Origin of the sequence: Glaciibacter kafniensis (genome assembly GCF_039538945.1) — a bacterium.
Classification (GTDB): Bacteria; Actinomycetota; Actinomycetes; order Actinomycetales; family Microbacteriaceae; genus Cryobacterium; species Cryobacterium kafniensis.
Window position 1 is genome coordinate 580,848 of sequence record NZ_BAABCN010000002.1, and the last position, 19,102, is coordinate 599,949.

Here is a 19,102-nt window from a genome sequence, read left to right on the forward strand (position 1 = left end):
CCACGCGCAGGCGGTTTGTGACACACAAATACGTGGACTTGCAGTGACCCCACTAGGGTGAAGTCGGCGGCCAACGGAGGCCGAATCGGCCCGGCTCGTCACGTCGGCATGCAGAAACGGTGGGGGCATCATGGCAACGGCGGCGACAGCGACTTCGACGGCCACAGGGTCAGGCAATTTTCTCGACAAGATCGAGCGGTTGGGCAATAAAGTCCCGAACCCCACGATCATGTTCGTCTACTTGATTCTGCTCATCGCCATCATTTCCGCGATTCTCTCCTGGGTCGGCGTCAGCGTCACCGACGAGGTCGTCACTCCCGTGCCGACCGAGCAGCTTCAGCAGTTGAACGACGCGCTCGGTGGCACGTTGGTGCCGTTCGACACCAACACGGGCGCGTTCGTGACGCTCCCTGACTACACCCTGAGCGAACAGACCTTCGCGGTGCGAAACCTGTTCTCGTCCGACGGCATCCAGTTCTTCTTCTCGTCCTTCGTCGACAACTTCGCCGGCTTCGGCGTCGTCGCGGTGACTCTCGTCGCCATGGCGGGCGTCGGCGTGGCCGAGCAAGCAGGCCTGATGGGCGCGCTCATCCGTAAGGTCGTCAAGGTTGCTCCGCGCTGGTCGCTGGCCTTCATCCTCATCTTCGTCGGCGTGCTCTCCTCGGTGGCGTCAGACGCGGGATACCTCATCTTGATCCCACTCGCCGCCGCCGCGTTCCTCTCGGTGGGGCGTCATCCGTTGGCCGGCATGGCCGCCGCATTTGCCGGAGTCGGCGCGATCTTCTCGGTCAACCTGCTGATTACCCCGGTCGACTCGATGCTCACCGAGATCACCAACGAAGCGCTGGGCAGCATCGGTCTGCAGCCACTCACTGTCACGGCCAACTTCTATTTCAGCATCGCGTCATCGATTCTGATGGCCTTGATCGCGGTAATCGTGACGGTGAAGATCGTCGAACCCCGCCTCGGCGTCTACGAGATGGCTGAGCCGGTGGATGCGACGACCGGCGAGGCCGTCGACTCCGCCGGCGAAGCACGGGGCCTGCGTCTGTCTCTCTGGGGATTGCTCGTCGTTGCAGTGGTCGTGCTCGCGCTCAGTCTGCCGCCGGGAGCGCCGCTGCGCGACAACGCGACGGGTGAGCTCATCGGGGCGACGCCGTTCATGGCCAGCCTCATCTTCATCATTTCGCTCGGCTTCTTGGTCTGCGGTGTCTGCTACGGCATCGGCGCCAACACCCTGCGCGGAAGCAACGCAGTGGTCGGTGCGATCGCCAAGACGTTCGCCGGACTCGGCGGGCTCCTGATCATGTTCCTGATGATTTCCCAGTTCATTGCCCTCTTCAACTGGACCAATCTGCCGACTGTCGCGGCAGTCGAGGCCGCGCACGTGCTTGAGCAAGCCAATGTGCCGGCTGTCGTGCTGCTCGTCGCGTTCATTCTCGTGATCTTCGTGCTCGACATGATCTTGCCAGGTGTCGTGCCGAAGTGGGCGATCTTCGCGCCGATCTTCGTGCCGATCTTCGCGTCGCTCGATGTGGCGCCGCAGACCCTCCTCGCGGCCTATCGCGTGGGCGACTCCCCGATGAACGTGCTGACGCCGTTGATGGTTTATCTGCCCTTCATTGTGACGATCGCGCAACGCTACAAGAAGGATGCCGGAATCGGCACGATCATCGCGTTGATGGTGCCGTACACCGTGTGGATTCTGATCGGCTGGGTCGTGCTGTACGCCGCCTGGTTCCTCTTCGGAATTCCGTGGGGACCCGGCTCGCCCGTCAGCCTCTAGCGGCGCAAGTCGTCGCTTCGTTTGCCGTCGGCTGAGCTAGCCGGTGAGTTTCGTCGGTTGCACCGTCGGTTGCACCGTGGGTTGCACCGTGGGTTGGCTTGGCGGGAACCGTTCCAGCATGAGTGTGCTCTTGCTCGGCATCGGGATCGGTGTCTGGGTGGTGTCGACGGTGACGGGTGGGAGGAGCCAGTAGTCGGCGCCGGTGCGGAACACATGCCAGTGGTTGTTGTGCAGCAGCAGGTGGTGGGCGCGGCAGAGCAGGATCCCGTCGGCAATATCGGTGTTGCCCTGCTCGGCCTTCCAATGCTCGATGTGGTGTGCTTCGCACCAGGAGGCGGGCCGGTTGCAGCCGGGCCAGCGGCAGCCGCCGTCGCGGGCGGCGAGCCCGGTGCGTTGCCTCGCGGTGAAAAGACGCTGGTCGGGTCCGACGTTGATGCATTGGCCGTCGTCGTCGAACTCAATGCCGGTGTACCCGGAACAGAGGAGCCGTTTCACGGTGTCCATCGAGACCGGGTCGGGGTGTCCCTCGATCTGGCCGTGCCCGGGCGGCGCCTGACTGAGCGGAGCCAGGCCGGTTGGGGACGGTCCGGTCGGTGACATTGCGGTCAATCCGTCCGGTGGAGCCTCGTCCCGTGGTGAACCGCTCGGTGACGCTCCGGCCGGCGATGGCTCGGCGAGTGGTGGCTTGGTCGGCGGTGATGCGGTGGGTGATGATCCGGCGGAGTTCTGTCCGGCGGGAAAATGAGCGGTGGGGTTCCGGAAGGCCGGCGGGACGGAGTGCGCGAGGTCGTGTTCGGTGACGAGGATCCGCACGGCCGGGCGGCGGCCGAAGAACACCGTGTTCGGGTCCGCCTCCGCGCCGAGCTGCAACAACGCCAAGATCGCGTCCGCGGCGATCTGCTCGGTCGTGCGTTCGTCATCGCGGAGGGCGTCGGCGCGGGCCTGCGTCGCCGCATCCACGAACCGGGGGCCGCCCCGCCGCGGGGAGGTCGCGCCGTCGACGATCAACTCGACGAGGCGGCCGTCTTCCGGCGGCAGCAACGCCGACACCCGGTACATCCCGTCGTCCTGACGCCAGATCCGGAAGCTGCGGGCGTCGCGCTGGGTCTTCTCCCGCCGCGCGATCCCGTCCGCGTCGAGCTCGTCGCGCAGACAGCGGGCGCGGCGGAGCAGCTGGTCCGCATTCAACGTCGTGGCCTCTTCGAGCAGGAACTGTGCGGCGGCGGCGAGCTTCTCGGCCGGCACGCCCGGGTCGATGTCGCCCAGACCCTTGCGGATCGCCTCCGCCGCATCGATCGACAGGGTGCCGGCCCGCACCGCGCCGGCGACGACGGCCAGCCAGGGGGCGGCGAGCTCCGGCAGCTCGGTAAGCGGCGCATCGGGGTCGGCTTGGCGACGTTCTGCGGCGCCCTCGGCAGCCTCGGTGTCGACCATCAGTGTGCCGACCGCGACGAGTTTCACGGCCTCCGCCCGGGTGCCCCCGGTCTCCGACTGGATCAACGCTTCCGGGGTGAGGAACCCGTGGCGTTGGGCGAGACCGGAGAAACCGAACTCCCGGGAGGAGCGCCGGGCGATCTCCCCGGCCACCCAGGCCGCATGCGTGTCGTAGTTGCGGCGAATCCGTGCGAGCTGCTTCTGAGACTCGAGCAAGTCCAGCTCGTTAAGCGCTGCGTAGCCGGCCGCACCGTCACCGATTTCCGCGGACGCGACGGCGGCCTGCCGGAGCTGATCGGTGAGAGTCTGCATACTTCAAGACTAGAAAAAGGGGAAGACGCAAACCCGAGATTGCACGCATCCGTGAGCAAGTTCTCGAGTGCTCGCCTGTGGAGAACGGTGGCGGGTGACTGACACGGGACAACACAACAGTGGCGAAACCGACCCACCCGGTCTCGGCTAGTTCGACCAACGAAAGGGGGCGCCCCCGCAGGCCGGCACACGAGCAACCGCGCACGGGCGGTCGCTCTGACGGTGAAAGCCGTCGTGGCAGGACAGCACCGCCGCCGCCTCGGCAGTCGATGCATCGGGCTCGCGCGGTCGCAGCGAGAAGACCGACAGCACGGCCCTGTGCGGACTGTTTGCGTCTGGTCGTCGTGAGTGTGGGGCTAGGTCGTCACTTCGAAGCAAGATTCTCGGTGGCTGAGAGTCGAGCGGGCGTACTCTGTGCAGGTGAGCAAACCGCGAACGCAGAGCGTTGGCTTTCGTGCCTGGATGCTCGATGGCCTGGTCGACAAAACCGGGGCACACGTCGGGCCGCACGCCAAAGCCGTCGAGAAGACGCATGCGTGGTGGCGGGTCATGTGCCTGACCGGCGTCGACTACTTCTCCACTCTCGGCTATCAGCCGGCGATCGCCGCTCTGGCCGCCGGTCTGCTCTCGCCGATCGCGACGATCGTGCTCGTCGCTCTGACCCTGCTCGGTGCGTTGCCGGTGTACCGCCGCGTCGCATCCGAAAGCTTCATGGGCTCCGGCTCCATTCACATGCTCGAGAAGCTGCTGCCCTGGTGGTCGGGCAAGCTGTTCGTGCTGGTGCTGCTCGGCTTCGCCGCGACAGATTTCATGATCACGATCACACTGTCGGCAGCGGATGCCTCTGCCCACTTTCTCGAGAATCCGTTCGTACCCAGCTGGCTCGACTCCCAGATGATCGTCACGCTCGTGCTGATCTCGCTGCTCGGAGCCGTCTTTCTGCGCGGTTTCAAGGAGGCAATCGGCATCGCCGTCGTTCTCGTTGCCGTCTACCTCACCTTGAACCTCGTGGTGGTCGCTGTCTCCATCGCCGAGGTTTTGGAGCACCAAGCTCTCATCACCGACTGGTGGGCCGCCTTGACCGCGCAGCACGGCGACCCGCTGATGATGATCGGAATCGCTCTTCTCGTCTTTCCGAAACTTGCGCTGGGCCTCTCGGGGTTTGAAACCGGTGTTGCGGTGATGCCTCAGGTGACGGGTGCTGAAGGGGACACCGAGGAGAACCCGGTGGGCCGCATTCGCGATACCAAACGGCTGCTCACCACCTCGGCGCTCATCATGAGCGGTTTTCTGATCACGTCGAGCATCGTGACGACCCTGCTTATTCCGCAGAAGGACTTTCAGGCCGGTGGGCCGGCGAACGGTCGCGCACTGGCCTATCTGGCCCACGAATATCTCGGCAATGGGTTCGGCACGGTCTACGACGTGAGCACCATCTGCATCCTCTGGTTCGCCGGCGCCTCGGCGATGGCCGGTCTGCTCAACCTCGTTCCGCGATATCTGCCGCGCTACGGAATGGCCCCGCAGTGGGCGCGCGCGGTGCGTCCGCTGGTGTTCGTGTTCATCGCGATCGCGTTTCTCATCACGATCGTCTTCGATGCCAACGTCGATGCCCAAGGCGGTGCGTACGCGACGGGCGTTTTGGTTCTGATCACGTCGGCATCCGTTGCGGTCGCGCTGTCCGCCCGGCGCAAGCGCCAGCAGTGGCGCACGGCCGGCTTCGGTCTCATCTCGTTGATCTTCGTCTACACGACTATCGCCAATGTCATCGAGCGCCCAGACGGGGTGCGAATCGCGGCACTCTTCATTCTCGGGATCGTGGGAATCTCGCTCATCTCGCGCGTCAGTCGCTCGTTCCAACTCAGAGCGACGTCTGTCGTGCTTGATGCCAACGCGCTCGACTACGTCTTGGAAGACGCTGAGGAGTATGACGCCGTGCGGCTGATCTCCCATGAACCCGGTCTCGACACGGATGCCGAATATCGCGACAAGAGCCGCGACGAGCGCCGGTACGGCCATATCCCGCCCGGGTCGTCGGTGATCTTTCTCGAGGTGTACCCCTCTGACTCGTCAGACTTCGAAGAAGACCTCCTGGTGCGGGGTGTTGCGGCGCACGGCTACCGGGTGCTCAAGGTGACAAGCGGAAACGTGCCAAACACCATCGCATCTGTGCTGCTCGAGATTCGTGATCAGACCGGAATCATCCCTGAAATCTACTTCGAATGGACAGAAGGCAATCCGATCTCGAACATGTTCAAGTTCTTGATCACCGGGGCGGGGGAGATCGCGCCGGTGACGCGTGAAGTGTTGCGGGCGTCGGAGCCGAACCCGAAACGACGGCCGTCGATTCACGTGAGCTGACACGGGAATCAAGCCCAATCAGCTGATTTGAGGATTTCTCAGTAGAATAGTGGGATGTCTGACCGTGGCCCTGAAGGGCAGGATGGCGTCGAACCCACCGAACCGCCGAGCGAAGCGGATCTGGCGATCATCCTCGGCGGCGATCCGGATGCCGTCACCACGACATCGCACGACATCATCAAGGCCGGCTTTGACGATTCCCTTGCTGACGACGCCGACGATGTCTCCCTGGTTCCCTCCGACCCGATCGCGAGTCCGCGGGTGAGTCCGGAAGAACATGTTGTTCCGCGGGTGCGCCGACGCTGGTGGTTCTCGCGGCATCATCATCGGGAGACGGACCAGGGTCGGAGCGGTGCCGATCGCTCTGCCGATGCCGACGCTGACCACGTCGACAACGTGCCGCGGCCTGATCCATTGGCCTGGATGCAGCCAGAGAAGAAGACGCAGCCTGAGACCGAGGCGAGGCCGCCCGTTGAGCCGCACGCGCGAACGGATGCGACGCCAGAACCCAGTCAGAGCGTGAGTGGTACCCCACCAGCGGCTACTCCCGATGCTGTGCCGGACACCGCGGTCTCAGAAGCACCCGAGGCCGCGCCGGATGCCGCGCCCGTGTACGAGACGCGCGCGTCGCGTCGAGCGAAGCGTCGCGATTGAGCGGTGCTGCCGGCAATGCGGGCAGAGTCCACAGACCGTGTTGTTCATGCGACCGGTAGGCTGGCGGAGTGTCTTTATCGCTCGCAGAAGTTACCGCAGTCGTCCATGAATTGTGGCCCCTTTCCGGCGCGGAATCCTGGGATGCCTCCGGCTTGGTGAGCGGAGACCCCGCTGGGGACATCTCGTCGATTCACCTCGCCGTTGACGCCGTGTCGGACACCGTCGACGAAGCGATCGACGTCGGGGCCGATCTTTTCCTCGTGCACCACCCGCTGTTGCTGCGCGGCGTGACGACCGTCGCGGAAGACCGCTACAAAGGCGCGCTTCTCGCCCGGTTGATCCGCGCGAACTGCGCTCTGCTCGCGGCACACACCAACGCGGATGTCGTCGCTGACGGCGTGTCAGACATCCTGGCCCAGCGTCTTCAGTTGCAGAACAGCCAGCCGATCACGGAGAGTTCCGAGCCGGGGACCGGCATCGGCCGGGTCGGTCGACTCGCCCGACCCGTCACTCTCGGCCACCTTGCTCGTGTGCTCGCCGATCTGCTGCCGGCGACGGCATCCGGAGTGCGAGTTGCCGGCGACTATGCGCAAGAAGTCCAGGTCGTCTCCCTCTGCGGTGGCGCCGGTGACTCCCTGCTCGCCCACCCGCTCGTCGTCGGCTCCGATGTCTATGTCACCTCCGATCTGCGTCACCACCCGGCGTCGGAGGCACGCGAGCAGGCCAAAGTCAGCGGCGGTCCCGCCCTCATCGATGTGTCCCACTGGGCCAGCGAATGGCTCTGGCTCGACACAGCGGCGGCCCAGTTGCGCGCGGCGCTCCCCGGCATTTCAATCACCGTCAGCGATCTGCGCACCGATCCTTGGGACTTCGTCGTCATGCACTAGGTCGTCGCGCACCACGTCTCACGCACCACCCGCCGGCGCCGCGCCGGCCCCGCAACTCACTCACACTCAACACTCGTAAAGGTCAGGACATCGTGAAGGCAACTCCCGTAGAACAGAAAGAGCTTCTTCGGCTCCAGGCCCTCGACATCAAGGCCCAGCAGCTGGCGCACCAGATCACGGCGCTGCCCCAGCACGGTGAGCTGGACGAACTTGGCAGGAAGGCCGACGCGAGTCGGCAGAAGTTGACCTCGCGCACGGGCGAGCTTGAGGATGTGCGCACCGAGCTGCGTCGCATCGAGTCAGACGTCGAGGTGGTCGAGAAGCGCATCGCGCGCGACACCGAGCGCATGGGGCAGAGCTCGTCGGTCAAGGACATCCAGGCCTACGAGGGCGAGGTCGCAGCGCTGAAGAAGCGACTGGGCGACCTCGAGGAGATCGAGATTGCCGTGATGGAGCGCGTCGAGGAGCACGAAGCTGCCGTCGCCGCGATCGAGGCTGAAGGCGCGGCAATCGCCGAGCAGATCGCCGAGACCGAGCGCGTGCGCGACGAAGCGTTGGTTGTCATCGACCAGCAGCGCGCCGAAGCCATCCGCGATCGCGCCGCCGTCGCGACCTCCATCGCCCCAGAACTCGTTGAGCTCTACGAGAAGCGTTACGTGGCGGGTCGCGGAAACGCCGCTGCGCTGCTGCGCGCCCGTACCTGCAGCGGTTGCACGATGACCCTCACCGGAAACGACCTCGAAGCCGTGCGGAGCGCGCCGGCCAACGACGTCATCTTCTGCCCTGACTGTGGCGCCATCCTCGTGCGCACCGAAGAATCGGGCATTTGATCTGAGCCAGTCCGTCGAACGCGCGCCCGCGAGATCGCGGGCGCGCACGGCAGCTGGTGTGAGACCGGTAGGCTTGATCCCAGAATGGGTCGGCAAGACGGTCGCGTCGTTCGTGAGTCTCTGACACACGGATGCCGAGGAACGTCCGGGCTCCACAGAGCAGGACGGTGGGTAACACCCACCCGGGGTAACCCGCGAGACAGTGCCACAGAAAGTAAACCGCCTCAGGGCCTCTCTTCGGAAAGAGCCTTGCGGTAAGGGTGAAACGGTGGTGTAAGAGACCACCAGAGGCCAGGGTGACCTGGTCGGCTCGGTAAACCTCGTCCGGAGCAAGGTCAGACAGAAAACGCTAAGGCTGCTCGCCAAGTTTTCGGGTAGGCCGCTAGAGGGCTACGGCAACGTAGTTCGTAGATAGATGACCGTCGAGGGTGTGTGCGTTTCGACGCAGACGCTGAGACAGAACCCGGCGTAATAGCCGGCCCATTCCCTCCTTCAATTCTTCGACTCTTCGACTCTTCGTCGAGGCTCAGGCGAACGGATCGACGGTTTCCATGAGCCGTGAACGAATGAGAAACCGAACGCCTTCCGGCGCTTCCACCGAGAAGCCGCTGCCGCGACCCGGCACCACGTCGACGGTCAGATGGGTATGGCTCCAGTAGGCGAACTGTTCTCGCGACATCCAGAAATCGATGGGTTGTGCTGCGTCCGCCGTGCCGATCTCGAACCGACCGAGCAGAACGTCTTGGTCGGACGTGATGAAATCACCCGCCGGATAGCACATGGGTGAACTGCCGTCGCAGCATCCGCCCGATTGGTGGAACATCAGCGGACCGTAACTCTGCCAGAGATGGCGGAGCAGCGTGGCACTGGTGTCGGTGAGGGTGACCCGCGACCGGGTTTCGTCCGCGAGGGTGACTGCCGCCTCGATCATCTGTGTTCCCTTCTCTCGCGGCCTCCCGCTGCGTGTGCCGGGAGGTGTCGGCGGCCGGCCCCGACCCGAACGAGGCCGACCGCCGAGTAGATCTGGCGGTGTCGGTTTAGAAGAAGCCGAGCTTGTCTTCGGAGTACGACACCAGCAGATTCTTGGTCTGCTGGTAGTGGCCGAGTGCCAGCTTGTTGTTCTCGCGGCCGATACCCGAGCTCTTGTACCCGCCGAACGCCGCACCGGCAGGGTACGCGTGATAGTTGTTCACCCAGACGCGGCCGGCCTGGATGTCGCGGCCCGCGCGGTAGGCGACGTTGCCGTTGCGCGACCAGACCCCGGCACCGAGCCCGTAGAGCGTGTCGTTGGCTTGACGGATGGCGTCGTCGTAGTCGGTGAAGCTCGTCACGGCGATGACCGGACCGAAGATCTCCTCCTGGAAGATGCGCATCGAGTTGTCACCCTCGAAGATCGTCGGCTGCACGTAGAAGCCGTCGGTGAGATCGCCGCCGAGATCGGCTCGTTCGCCGCCGAGCGCCAAGCGAGCGCCCTCCTGCTTGCCGATGTCGATGTAGCTGAGGATCTTCTCCAGCTGATCGTTGGAGGCTTGAGCGCCGACCTGGGTGTCGGTGTCGAGCGGGTTGCCCTGCACCGCCTTCTTGGTGCGTTCGACGGCGTCGCCGAGGAACGAGTCGTAGATCGGTTTCTGCAGCAAAGCCCGGCTGGGGCAGGTGCACACTTCGCCCTGGTTGAAGGCGAAGAGTACGAAGCCTTCTTGGGATTTGTCGTAGAACGCGTCGTTGTGGTCGGCGACATCCGAGAAGAAGATGTTCGGGCTCTTGCCGCCCAGCTCGACGGTGCTCGGAATCAAATTGGCGCTGGCGTACTGCAGAATCAGGCGTCCGGTCGTCGTTTCGCCGGTGAACGCGATCTTGCGGATGCGCGGGCTTGAGGCCAGCGGCTTGCCCGCCTCGACACCGAACCCGTTCACGATGTTGACGACCCCCGGCGGCAGAATGTCGCCGATGAGTTCGATCAGAACCAGGATCGAAACCGGGGTCTGTTCCGCGGGCTTCAGCACGATGGCGTTGCCGGCGGCGAGCGCGGGCGCGAGCTTCCAGACGGCCATCAGGATGGGGAAGTTCCACGGGATGATCTGGCCAACGACGCCGAGCGGTTCATGGAACTGATAGGAGACCATGTCGCCGTTCAGCTCGGCATGGTCGCCGTCTTGCGCCCGAATCGCCGCGGCGAAGTAGCGAAAGTGGTCTGACGCGAGTGGCAGATCTGCGTTCAACGGTTCGCGAATGGGTTTGCCGTTGTCCCAGGTTTCGGCCACGGCGAGCAGCTCGAGGTTGGCGTCGATCACATCGGCGATCTTGTTCAGAACGGCGGCGCGCTCGGCCGAGCTGGTCTTGCCCCACGACGGCGCGGCTCTGTGCGCAGCATCGAGGGCGAGCTCGATGTCTTCTGCGGTGCCGCGGGCGACCTCGGCGAACGGCTTGCCGGTGACAGGGGAGATGTCTTCGAAGTACTGGCCCTTGACCGGTTTGACCCATTCCCCTCCGATCCAGTTCTCGTATCGGGGTTTGAAGGTGACTTTCGCATCCGGTGTTCCCGGCATGGCGTAGACGGTCATGGCGCTCCTTGATTGACGACGGTGTCAGCGGCGAGTCCCTCGCAGAGGGCTCTTCTCGAGCGTAGAAAACCGAGGGTTGCACGGAGGTTGCATGCCTGCGTCACACACCGGCGTTGCCGCTACAGCCCGATCGTGCGGTCGATGAGTTCGATACGCGCGACGACAGCCGCCCGTTTCGGAGAACGCGGCGGCAACAGGGCCAATGCGGCCCGCCAGACCTCGGCGTCGAACGCCGCCTCGTCGGTGCGTGCATAGTCGAGCAGCGTCTCCGCTGAGGCATCCGTGAGCAGCGCATCGCGCAGCCGTGAGCTCACTTCAGCGCGGATCTCGCCGATGCCCGGCGCCTCGGATTGGGGGAGCAGCGGTCCGCTGTAGACCCCCAGCGCCACGCGGTGAGCACCGCGGTCAAGAAATGCGAGCACCTGTTGAGCATCGACGTCCGGCCGTCGAGTCAGCCGATACGGTTTCGATGCGGGAACGAGCGACGGCGCCGCCTCCTCCAGCACACGTCGCAGCCGCACCATCTCGGCACGCACGGTCACCACCGAGTTGTCGGTGCCGAAGAGAAGCTCGGCGAGTCGCCCGGCGCTCAACCCGTTCGGATGCCAGGCCAACAGCGTGAGGATCTCGGCGTGGCGCTGGCTGAGCTCGAGGCACCGGCTCGCATCGCTGCCGATGGCATCCGTGTCGCTGACACCTGAGCCGCTGAGTCGCGCGCTTCCGGAGCCGAGCACCCGCAGCAGGGGAGCGGCAGCGGACCGGCGGGCGAGCGAAGGACGGCGAGTGGTCGCAGCGGCGGACGGAGCGGGTCGACGTTCTGCCGCAAGCAGCTCCTCCAACCGGAGCAGTCGCAGCTCGGCCTCCACCGCCGCCACGGTCGCTTCGATGAGCGGCAGGGTCGCCGGGCCGACCGCGTCGGCACCACCGGTGATGTCGATCACGCCGAGGATCATTCCGGTCGCCGGATCGTGCACGGGCACGGCCGTGCAACTCCAGGGGTGCACGATGCGGTTGAAATGCTCCGGACCGTGGATCTGAATACCGCGGTCGAGCGCGAGAGCGGTGCCGGGTGCGCTCGTCCCTACCCGGTTCTCCGACCAGTCTGCTCCCTCGACGAAGAGCATCGACTCCGCCTTGCGACGCAACTGACGATCGCCGTCGATCCAGAGCAGACGCCCGGACTGGTCACCGACCGCCACGATCAGTCCGGCATCCACGGTGTGACGAATCAGCAATTGACGGATGGTCGGAAGCGCGAGAGCGAGCGGGTGGGCGCTGCGATACTCCCGCAGCTCGTCGTCGCCGAGATCGACGTCGAAGAGAAGCTGATCGGGATCGATATGCAGGTGCAGGGAACGTTGCCAAGACTCCTGCACGAAGCGGCGCACCCCGCCCGAACTCACATCGCCAACCGGAGTGCGATCTGAGACGACGGATGCGTGTGCCTTGGCGATATCGACCGGTTCGGCTGGCGCAATGCGCGCCGCACTCTGGGCCGGTCTGTGATTCGCCATGGGCATCCGATCCTCGCTGTTCGAATGCGCCAAGACTACTGCTTAGCGCGGGAACTTGACCGCCAGGGCCGCCGAGCCCAGGATGCCGGCATTGTTGCGGTGTACGGCAGGGATGATGCGGGTCTGCAGTTTCAACAGGGGCAGGAATTCTTGGTAGCTCTTGGAGACGCCGCCGCCGACGATGAAGAGGTCGGGGGAGAAGAGCCTCTCCAGCGTCGTGTAATAGGCCTGAAGCCGATGCGCCCACTTCTCCCAGCTCAGATCCTCGCGTTCCTTCGCCGAGTAGGCGGCGCGACTTTCGGCATCATGCCCGTCGATTTCGAGGTGTCCGAGTTCTGTGTTCGGCACGAGCACGCCGTCGTTGAGCAGGGCGGAACCGATTCCGGTTCCGAGAGTGGTGAGCAGCACGACGCCAGGTTCGCCCCGTGCCGCGCCGAACTGCGCTTCGGCGTAACCGGCCGCATCCGCGTCGTTGACAAAGTGGATCGGCCGGCCGAGCCCCTTCTCGAAGAGCTCCTCGGCCGCAAGGCCAATCCACTTCTCTGAGACGTTGGCGGCCGACATGGTGTGCCCGTTCTTGATCACCGCCGGAAAACAGACGCCGATCGGCAGCGCGCTGTACCCCTGCGACACCTTCGCCAGAATCTCGCGCGTGGTCTCGACAATGTCGTCTGGCCTGCCGCCGTGCGGGGTGGCCAGCTTCACGCGCTCGGAGAGCAGCTCGCCGGTCGTCAAATCGACCACCGCTCCCTTGATGCCGGTTCCGCCGATGTCGATTCCGATGGCTGTCGTCGCGTTCATGCAGACAACCTATCGCCCTGGCCAGGGGAGCAGGGCGCGACACCTCGCTGCCCCCTGCGAGTCAGGTTCTCCCATTCGACGGAGATTTTCACGATTTCGGCCGAAATCGCGCCGTTTCGGTCGAATCGACGGCATATCTCCGTCGAACGGGAGGCTGAACGGGAGGCTGAACGGGAGGCTGAACGGGCGGTTGAACGGGCGGTTGAACGGGAGGTTGAATGGGAGGCTGAACGGGCGAGGGCAATGGCGTGAGGCGGCGAGCGGCCGCAACAAAATAGACTGTGCGCATGCGCATCCACATCGCCACCGACCACGCCGGCCTCGACTTCAGCCGGCACCTGATCGATCACCTCACCGGTGCCGGACACGAGGTCATCGACCACGGCCCACAGACCTACGATGCGCTTGACGACTACCCCGCCTTCTGCATCAACGCGGCGCAGGCCGTCGTCAACGACCAGTCCGCCGGCATCGAGGCCCTCGGCGTGGTGTTCGGCGGGTCGGGCAACGGCGAGCAGATCGCCGCGAACAAGGTGACCGGCGCCCGCGCCGCACTCGTCTGGAACCTCAGTACCGCGCGGCTGGCCCGCGAGCACAACGACGCCAACGTGATCTCAATCGGTGCCCGCCAGCACACCATTGAAGACGCGACGAGCTTCATCGACGCGTTCATCGCCGAGCCGTTCTCCGACGAAGAGCGTCACGCACGCCGCATCGCCCAGCTCGCCGAATACGAGCTCACCGGCGACATCGCCGGCAAGGGCATTCGGCGCTAGCCGTGCCAGAAGGTCATTCAGTTCACCGGATTGCGCGGCAGTTTCAACGCAACTTCGTCGGCAGCCGGGTTTCTCTGTCGTCGCCCCAGGGGCGTTTCGCGCTCGGGGCTTCGCAGCTCGACGGCTTGGAGATGACGGATGCCCGCGCGGTCGGCAAACAGATGTTCCTCGAGTTCGACCACCGGGTCTGGCTGCGCGTGCACCTCGGCCTCTACGGTGCGTGGGACTTCTCGGGCGAGATTCAGATGGATGCGACAATCGCCTCGGCGAACGGCCGAATGGGACAGACGAACCAGCGGGGCACGATCGTCGACCCGAACGTCGAACCGAGTCTGACCCCGATCCTCGATTCGGCCGGCGAGAACTCCCTGCACTCGATCGGGGCGCCGCGGCGCACCCGGGTGCGGATGTCTGAGCAGGAGAAGGAGACGAGCGCTCCCGAGACCTTTCCGCCCGATCCGATCGGGCAGGTGCGGGTGCGGTTGCTCACCGACACTGTCTGCGCCGACCTCCGCGGCCCGACGGCCTGTGAGGTGCTTGACCCGCAGCAGGTTGATGCGGTGATTGCGAAGCTGGGGCCAGACCCCCTCCTGGACTCAAGTCACGATGCAGAGGACCGCTTCACCGCTGTTGTTCGCAAGAAAGCGACGCCGATCGGCCTCATCCTGATGGATCAGAACGTGGTCAGCGGCATCGGAAATGTCTACAGGGCCGAGCTGCTTTTTCGGGCGAAGCTGAACCCCTATGCGCCGGGAAAGTCGCTCGCCGACGACACCGTGCGCGCGCTCTGGCGTGACTGGGCACACCTGTTGAAGATCGGTGTCGAGACGGGTCAGATGATGACGATGGACGACCTCGACGGTGAAGATTACGTTCTGGCGATGGCCAATCGGGCCGACCGACACTGGGTCTACAAGCGTGAGGGGCTACCCTGTCGGATCTGTGGCACTCACATCACCCTCGAGGAGATGGGCGCGCGCAAGTTGTACTGGTGCCCGCGCTGCCAATCGTGACTGTTTCCTGACCTGCTCATGCGTGACCAGCGTGACCAGCGTGAACAGCGTGACCAGCGACATCCTGTTCGACCTGTTTGGCCCGTGACGTCCCCAGCGAAGTGAGGAATCCCATGAGACAGAACCCCAGCTTTGTGCTCGGCGAGGTCGCCGAGATCAAACGGCTGATTCGGGAGAACCCGTGGGCGACGCTGATCAGTCACACCGACCAGGGGGACCTCGTCGCGTCACACTACCCGGTGATCCTCGACGAGACGAGCGAGGACATCGTGTTGCTGAGCCACGTCGGGCGCCCCGATGAGCAGCTTCACGAGCTGGGCGCACACGAGTTGCTAGTGATCATCCAGGGTCCGCACGGCTATATCTCGCCCGGCTGGTACGACGCCAAGCCGGCAGTTCCGACCTGGAATTTCGTCACGGCCCACCTGTACGGCACGCCGGAATTGCTGAGCAACGACGACAATCTCGCCGTGCTCGACGCGCTCGTCGACCATTTCGAAGACCGGATGCCTGAGCCGCGCCGCATGAACGGCACCCTGGAGAACGCCGAGTATGCCGCACGGATAGTGAGCGGAACAGTGGGCTTTCGGATGCGAGTCGGCCGGTTCGTGGCCAAGAGCAAGATGAGTCAGAACAAGCCGGCGGAAACCGTTGACCGCATCATCGGGGAGCTCGAGGCAGACGGGCCGTATGCAAGCCAGGCTCTCGCCACTGAGATGCGTCGAGTTTACGCTCGGCTGGGTCGCTGATGCGTGGCGGGTGCGCGGCGAAGGGCTAAATCGCACCCACTGGTGGTCGAGGAGCGCCCGACGGAGTCGGCCGCGTCTATGAGGTACGTGGGCCATTTCGTTGATCGAGGAGCAGCCGACGCAGGAGGCCGCGTCTCGAGATCTCGCGAGCCGATCCTTGAACTCGGGTTGCGTTCGAACATCGGCTCGCGGGGTCTCGAGACGCGTGCTCGCAGGCTCGCGCGCTCCTCGACCACCGAGGCGGGATCGGACGGACAGTCAGCGGCCGAGCGTGGTGTGGGCGCGGTGCTTGCGGGCGGGCAGCCAGTCGCCGCTGGGGGCCATCCAGGGTGGTGCCTTGACCTGCACGGCACCGTCGAGGATGCGGATCAGCCAACCGGAGGTGTCGATGGTGGAGTGGTGATACCAACAGAGGGCGACGCCGTTGTTGATGTTGGTTTTACCGCCGCGATACCAGGGCACCACGTGGTGCATTTCGGCCCAGCCCGGCGGTGACGTGCAGCCGGGGACGACGCAACCGCCGTCGCGGGCGATAATCGCCCGGCGTTGCGCCCGGGTGAAGAAGCGTTGCTTCAGATCGGAGTGGAGGATCTCGCCGTTTTCGGCGAAGACGATCCGTTGCATCCCGCCCGCACAGACGAGATGCTGCACGGTGCTGATCGAGACGGGGGCGTCGACCCCGTCGACCCAGCCGACCCCGGTGGAGTCGAGGAGGTCGGTTGCGTTCACGTGCACCATGACGACGGGGGCGGCGCCGCCCATGGTGGGGGTGCCGGCGTCGCGGGCGGCGGCGTCGAAGACGCCGCGAAGGATGTCGGCACGTTTCTCCCCACCGGTGCGGGTATCGAGGTCGTCGAACTGGTCGGCGCCGGGAATGACCTCGCCGGCATCGATGCGCGCCCGCTCCTCGGCCTCGTGGTGGGCTTGTTCCTCGGTCTCGTGTTGGGCTTGTTCGTCCGCGGTCGGGAACCGGCCCGGCTCGGCCGGGACCGGCTGCGCATGCGCCGGGGTTGAGTGAGCACTGAGGGTTGAGTGAGCACTGAGGAAGGTGTCGAAGATGCCGTTCATGATTCCGCGGAGCTCCGGGGTGACCCCACCGCGCAGCGGATAGAGCCCGTCGCGGAACTGGCCGAAGCCGAAGCTGCTGCGGGCGGCCAGCACGGTGCCCTCGGTTGGCGCGGTGCCATCCGGGTCGAGGAGCGCCTTCCACTGTTGCATCTGCCCCCGGATCAGGTCGGCGGAGAACGCGAACCCGGCGTTCGGCAGGCCCTCATTCTCCGCGGTGATGGCACCGGTCGCGGAGGAGACCAGGCCCCGCTCGGCGGCCTCGACATCCGTGGGGTCGAGGTAGCTCGGCAGGTCGGAAAGCCCGGTGACGATCGCCTCGGCCGCATCGACCCCGAGGGTTCCGGCGGTCAGGGCCTCGGCGACGACCGGGTAGCGCGGTGGCAGCATGCTGCCGCCCATCTGACGGACCCGGGTCTTCTCACCGAGCGTGACCCGCCGCTTCACCTCCCGCGCCGAGACGCGGGTGAGCGTCGTGATCAAGTCGGTGCCGGTGACAGAGCCACGCGTGCGCGCCAGGGACACCGTCTGAATTCTCGTGTCGGAGCGCACCTCGACATCCGCGGCCAGGGCGACCCGGCCCGCATCCGCTAACCGGCCCACGGCCTCCATCGACCCGAGCAGGCTCAGCAGGTCGTCGTCGGAGCGCAAGTGGGCGTTGAGCTCGGTCATCGCTCCGGACATCACGGTGGCGGCGAGCTCGAGAGAGTCAGCAGTGGAGAACCCGGCCGCCATCTTCGCGGAAACCTCGAGCGTTTCAGCGGTCGAAAGCCCGGCCGTCAGAGCCTGCACCTGCAGCATGACCGCGGCCACCGGAGTGTCGGTGGTCGGGGCGATGATGGGGGAAACAGGCTCTGATTCCATACCTCAATTCTCTCAAAATGGGAACTGGAATGCGAGCATTTCTCAGGATCGGTGGATAACTTTTCTAAGGTATGTTCTGTGGAGAACTGCGGCATGGATGCGGATGAGCGCAGTCGCGCACTGACCGCCCGATGCGGATTTTGAGTTCTCTTCACTTCACGTAAATTCAAGTTCTGATCGGGTGAATTGCTGGTGATCGCGCAGTGCATTGCCACATCGGAATGATGACTCTCTCAGTTTTCTCCACGTAGGGTCGCTGGGTCGCTACACCCCTGAACAGGGGTGGCGATGACTCAAGCTGAGAGGGAATGTTTTGATTCAAACTGCTCAAAAATGGATTCGCCGCCATCCGAAAACGACGGGAACCCTGGGCGCCGCTGTACTCGCTCTCGTCGTGGCATCGACGATCGGTGTGAACGCAGCCTCTGCAGAGGCTCAGTCGCGGAACGCATCCGCACGTTCCGACTCGTCGCGCTCGCATGTCGCCGACGGTCACCGTGAGCACGGAGCGAAGTTGCTCAAGTCGCAGAAGCACACCAGCAAGAAGCCAACGGCCACGCCGAAGGCCACGCCGCCGGTCGCCTCGGTGCCGGTCCCCGCGCCCGTGACGTCGGCAGCACCCCCCGCCGCTGCAACCGATGTCGCGGCGGTCGCTCCGGTCACCTCGACCGGAACCGGCAGCAGCAGCCATCCGCTGCACACCGGAATCGTCGCGACGACCTTCTGGGTCGGCGAGATCTTCGATGCGAACGCTGAAGACGGTTCGCAGATGCTGTCTACGTTTGACGCCAACTGGTTCGAGAACTTCGGCGGCTGCGATGGAGTCGCGACGAGCGGAACCTGTTCAACCGAGACGCGCACCGCCGCCAACGGGTTCTTCCCGTCGTCGATGACACCGAAGCAGAACCCGTTCTACCTGGACCTGCCGTATGACGACGTGAACGATTCAACCGCCTTCCAGAACCGCGGCACGGATGTTCCCTGGGCCAACGATGCGGCTTATGCCGGCCAGGCGGGCGACGCCTCGGTCAGCCTGATGAAGAACCGTTGGGTCAAGATGATGAAGGACGGCCAAACGTGCTACGGCCAGATCGCGGATGCCGGCCCCGGTGAGTACCACGACGCGGCGTACGTCTTCGGCGGTAACGACGCACGTCCGGCCAACGCTCGCTACGGCGGCGCAGGCATGGACATTTCGCCCGCGCTGACCGGCTGCCTCAACTTCGCTGACATCAACGGCGCCTCTGAAAAGCTCGACTGGCAGTTCGTCGAAGCCGCTGACGTTCCGGCCGGACCGTGGCTGACGGTTTCGTCCAGCGACAACAAGGTCATCAACTAACACAGCAGTACACATCTCACGGTGCCGATCAGGCACCGGGTTGATCGAGAAGCCCCGCCGAATCCGGCGGGGCTTTTCGTGTTCTGCGGGGGTTTTCCCCCGCACCAAATCGGATGCCCACCGGATGCTTCCGAACCTCTTCGGCGCCCACAGTTG

Annotated in this window: 15 protein-coding genes and 1 other RNA gene; 10 read left to right on the plus strand and 6 right to left on the minus strand. The window is 64.9% G+C overall.

Going from position 1 to position 19,102, the window contains the following annotated elements:
- Positions 1–130 precede the first annotated feature (130 nt).
- Positions 131–1,786 (plus strand): AbgT family transporter, encoded by a 1,656-nt coding sequence (locus ABD791_RS03205; protein WP_345062220.1) that lies wholly within the window; start codon positions 131–133, stop codon positions 1,784–1,786.
- A 36-nt stretch (positions 1,787–1,822) separates the two neighbouring features.
- On the opposite strand, the gene ABD791_RS03210 is transcribed toward ABD791_RS03205, so the two are convergent.
- The gene (locus tag ABD791_RS03210) at positions 1,823–3,532 is read right to left on the minus strand and encodes a DUF222 domain-containing protein (RefSeq protein WP_345062222.1); all 1,710 of its coding nucleotides are present in this window, start codon (positions 3,530–3,532) and stop codon (positions 1,823–1,825) included.
- A 462-nt stretch (positions 3,533–3,994) separates the two neighbouring features.
- Here ABD791_RS03210 and ABD791_RS03215 point away from each other — a divergent pair, with 462 nt between their 5' ends.
- The 5 genes from ABD791_RS03215 to rnpB all read left to right on the plus strand — a co-directional run bounded on the left by ABD791_RS03215 (position 3,995) and on the right by rnpB (position 8,751).
- The gene (locus ABD791_RS03215) at positions 3,995–5,893 is read left to right on the plus strand and encodes an APC family permease (protein WP_345064463.1); all 1,899 of its coding nucleotides are present in this window, start codon (positions 3,995–3,997) and stop codon (positions 5,891–5,893) included.
- A 54-nt stretch (positions 5,894–5,947) separates the two neighbouring features.
- The gene (locus ABD791_RS03220; RefSeq protein ID WP_345062223.1) at positions 5,948–6,547 is read left to right on the plus strand and encodes a hypothetical protein; all 600 of its coding nucleotides are present in this window, start codon (positions 5,948–5,950) and stop codon (positions 6,545–6,547) included.
- A gap of 68 nt (positions 6,548–6,615) precedes the next feature.
- A complete protein-coding gene (locus ABD791_RS03225; protein WP_345062225.1) occupies positions 6,616–7,434 on the plus strand; it encodes a Nif3-like dinuclear metal center hexameric protein in 819 nt (272 codons plus the stop codon).
- A 92-nt stretch (positions 7,435–7,526) separates the two neighbouring features.
- Positions 7,527–8,264: a zinc ribbon domain-containing protein gene (locus ABD791_RS03230; RefSeq protein ID WP_345062227.1), complete on the plus strand. Its 738-nt coding sequence runs from the start codon at positions 7,527–7,529 to the stop codon at positions 8,262–8,264.
- An 85-nt stretch (positions 8,265–8,349) separates the two neighbouring features.
- Positions 8,350–8,751: RNase P RNA component class A (gene rnpB, locus ABD791_RS03235), an RNA gene on the plus strand.
- A 39-nt stretch (positions 8,752–8,790) separates the two neighbouring features.
- Here rnpB and ABD791_RS03240 read toward each other — a convergent pair.
- From ABD791_RS03240 to ppgK, 4 genes are all read right to left on the minus strand, one after another.
- A complete protein-coding gene (locus tag ABD791_RS03240; RefSeq protein ID WP_345062229.1) occupies positions 8,791–9,195 on the minus strand; it encodes a DUF779 domain-containing protein in 405 nt (134 codons plus the stop codon).
- 106 nt (positions 9,196–9,301) lie between these two features.
- The gene (exaC, locus tag ABD791_RS03245) at positions 9,302–10,825 is read right to left on the minus strand and encodes an acetaldehyde dehydrogenase ExaC (protein WP_345062230.1); all 1,524 of its coding nucleotides are present in this window, start codon (positions 10,823–10,825) and stop codon (positions 9,302–9,304) included.
- Between the two features lie 119 nt (positions 10,826–10,944).
- Positions 10,945–12,339, minus strand: a complete 1,395-nt coding sequence (locus tag ABD791_RS03250; RefSeq protein ID WP_345062232.1) for a transcriptional regulator — start codon at positions 12,337–12,339, stop codon at positions 10,945–10,947.
- Positions 12,340–12,381: 42 nt separating this feature from the next.
- Positions 12,382–13,140 (minus strand): polyphosphate--glucose phosphotransferase, encoded by a 759-nt coding sequence (gene ppgK, locus ABD791_RS03255; RefSeq protein ID WP_345062234.1) that lies wholly within the window; start codon positions 13,138–13,140, stop codon positions 12,382–12,384.
- 287 nt (positions 13,141–13,427) lie between these two features.
- Here ppgK and ABD791_RS03260 point away from each other — a divergent pair, with 287 nt between their 5' ends.
- The 3 genes from ABD791_RS03260 (at position 13,428) to ABD791_RS03270 (ending at position 15,678) form a co-directional block, all read left to right on the plus strand.
- Positions 13,428–13,916 (plus strand): ribose-5-phosphate isomerase, encoded by a 489-nt coding sequence (locus ABD791_RS03260; protein ID WP_345062236.1) that lies wholly within the window; start codon positions 13,428–13,430, stop codon positions 13,914–13,916.
- A gap of 2 nt (positions 13,917–13,918) precedes the next feature.
- Positions 13,919–14,929 (plus strand): Fpg/Nei family DNA glycosylase, encoded by a 1,011-nt coding sequence (locus tag ABD791_RS03265; RefSeq protein WP_345062237.1) that lies wholly within the window; start codon positions 13,919–13,921, stop codon positions 14,927–14,929.
- 113 nt (positions 14,930–15,042) lie between these two features.
- Positions 15,043–15,678, plus strand: coding sequence for an FMN-binding negative transcriptional regulator (locus ABD791_RS03270; protein ID WP_345062239.1), 636 nt, complete (start codon positions 15,043–15,045; stop codon positions 15,676–15,678).
- Between the two features lie 258 nt (positions 15,679–15,936).
- On the opposite strand, the gene ABD791_RS03275 is transcribed toward ABD791_RS03270, so the two are convergent.
- On the minus strand, positions 15,937–17,607 hold the full coding sequence (locus ABD791_RS03275) for an HNH endonuclease signature motif containing protein (protein ID WP_345062241.1): 1,671 nt from the start codon (positions 17,605–17,607) through the stop codon (positions 15,937–15,939).
- 313 nt (positions 17,608–17,920) lie between these two features.
- Here ABD791_RS03275 and ABD791_RS03280 point away from each other — a divergent pair, with 313 nt between their 5' ends.
- Entirely contained in the window at positions 17,921–18,946 is a 1,026-nt protein-coding gene (locus tag ABD791_RS03280) for a hypothetical protein (protein WP_345062243.1), read from the plus strand.
- Positions 18,947–19,102 lie beyond the last annotated feature (156 nt).

What these genes read in the sequence shown, in the direction of transcription:
- ABD791_RS03205 (WP_345062220.1), top strand. Translation starts at nt 131, where the DNA reads ATGGCAACGGCGGCGACAGCGACTTCGACGGCCACAGGGTCAGGCAAT.
- ABD791_RS03210 (WP_345062222.1), bottom strand. Translation starts at nt 3,532, where the DNA reads ATGCAGACTCTCACCGATCAGCTCCGGCAGGCCGCCGTCGCGTCCGCG.
- ABD791_RS03215 (WP_345064463.1), top strand. Translation starts at nt 3,995, where the DNA reads ATGCTCGATGGCCTGGTCGACAAAACCGGGGCACACGTCGGGCCGCAC.
- ABD791_RS03220 (WP_345062223.1), top strand. Translation starts at nt 5,948, where the DNA reads ATGTCTGACCGTGGCCCTGAAGGGCAGGATGGCGTCGAACCCACCGAA.
- ABD791_RS03240 (WP_345062229.1), bottom strand. Translation starts at nt 9,195, where the DNA reads ATGATCGAGGCGGCAGTCACCCTCGCGGACGAAACCCGGTCGCGGGTC.
- exaC (WP_345062230.1), bottom strand. Translation starts at nt 10,825, where the DNA reads ATGACCGTCTACGCCATGCCGGGAACACCGGATGCGAAAGTCACCTTC.
- ABD791_RS03250 (WP_345062232.1), bottom strand. Translation starts at nt 12,339, where the DNA reads ATGGCGAATCACAGACCGGCCCAGAGTGCGGCGCGCATTGCGCCAGCC.
- ppgK (WP_345062234.1), bottom strand. Translation starts at nt 13,140, where the DNA reads ATGAACGCGACGACAGCCATCGGAATCGACATCGGCGGAACCGGCATC.
- ABD791_RS03260 (WP_345062236.1), top strand. Translation starts at nt 13,428, where the DNA reads ATGCGCATCCACATCGCCACCGACCACGCCGGCCTCGACTTCAGCCGG.
- ABD791_RS03270 (WP_345062239.1), top strand. Translation starts at nt 15,043, where the DNA reads ATGAGACAGAACCCCAGCTTTGTGCTCGGCGAGGTCGCCGAGATCAAA.
- ABD791_RS03275 (WP_345062241.1), bottom strand. Translation starts at nt 17,607, where the DNA reads ATGGAATCAGAGCCTGTTTCCCCCATCATCGCCCCGACCACCGACACT.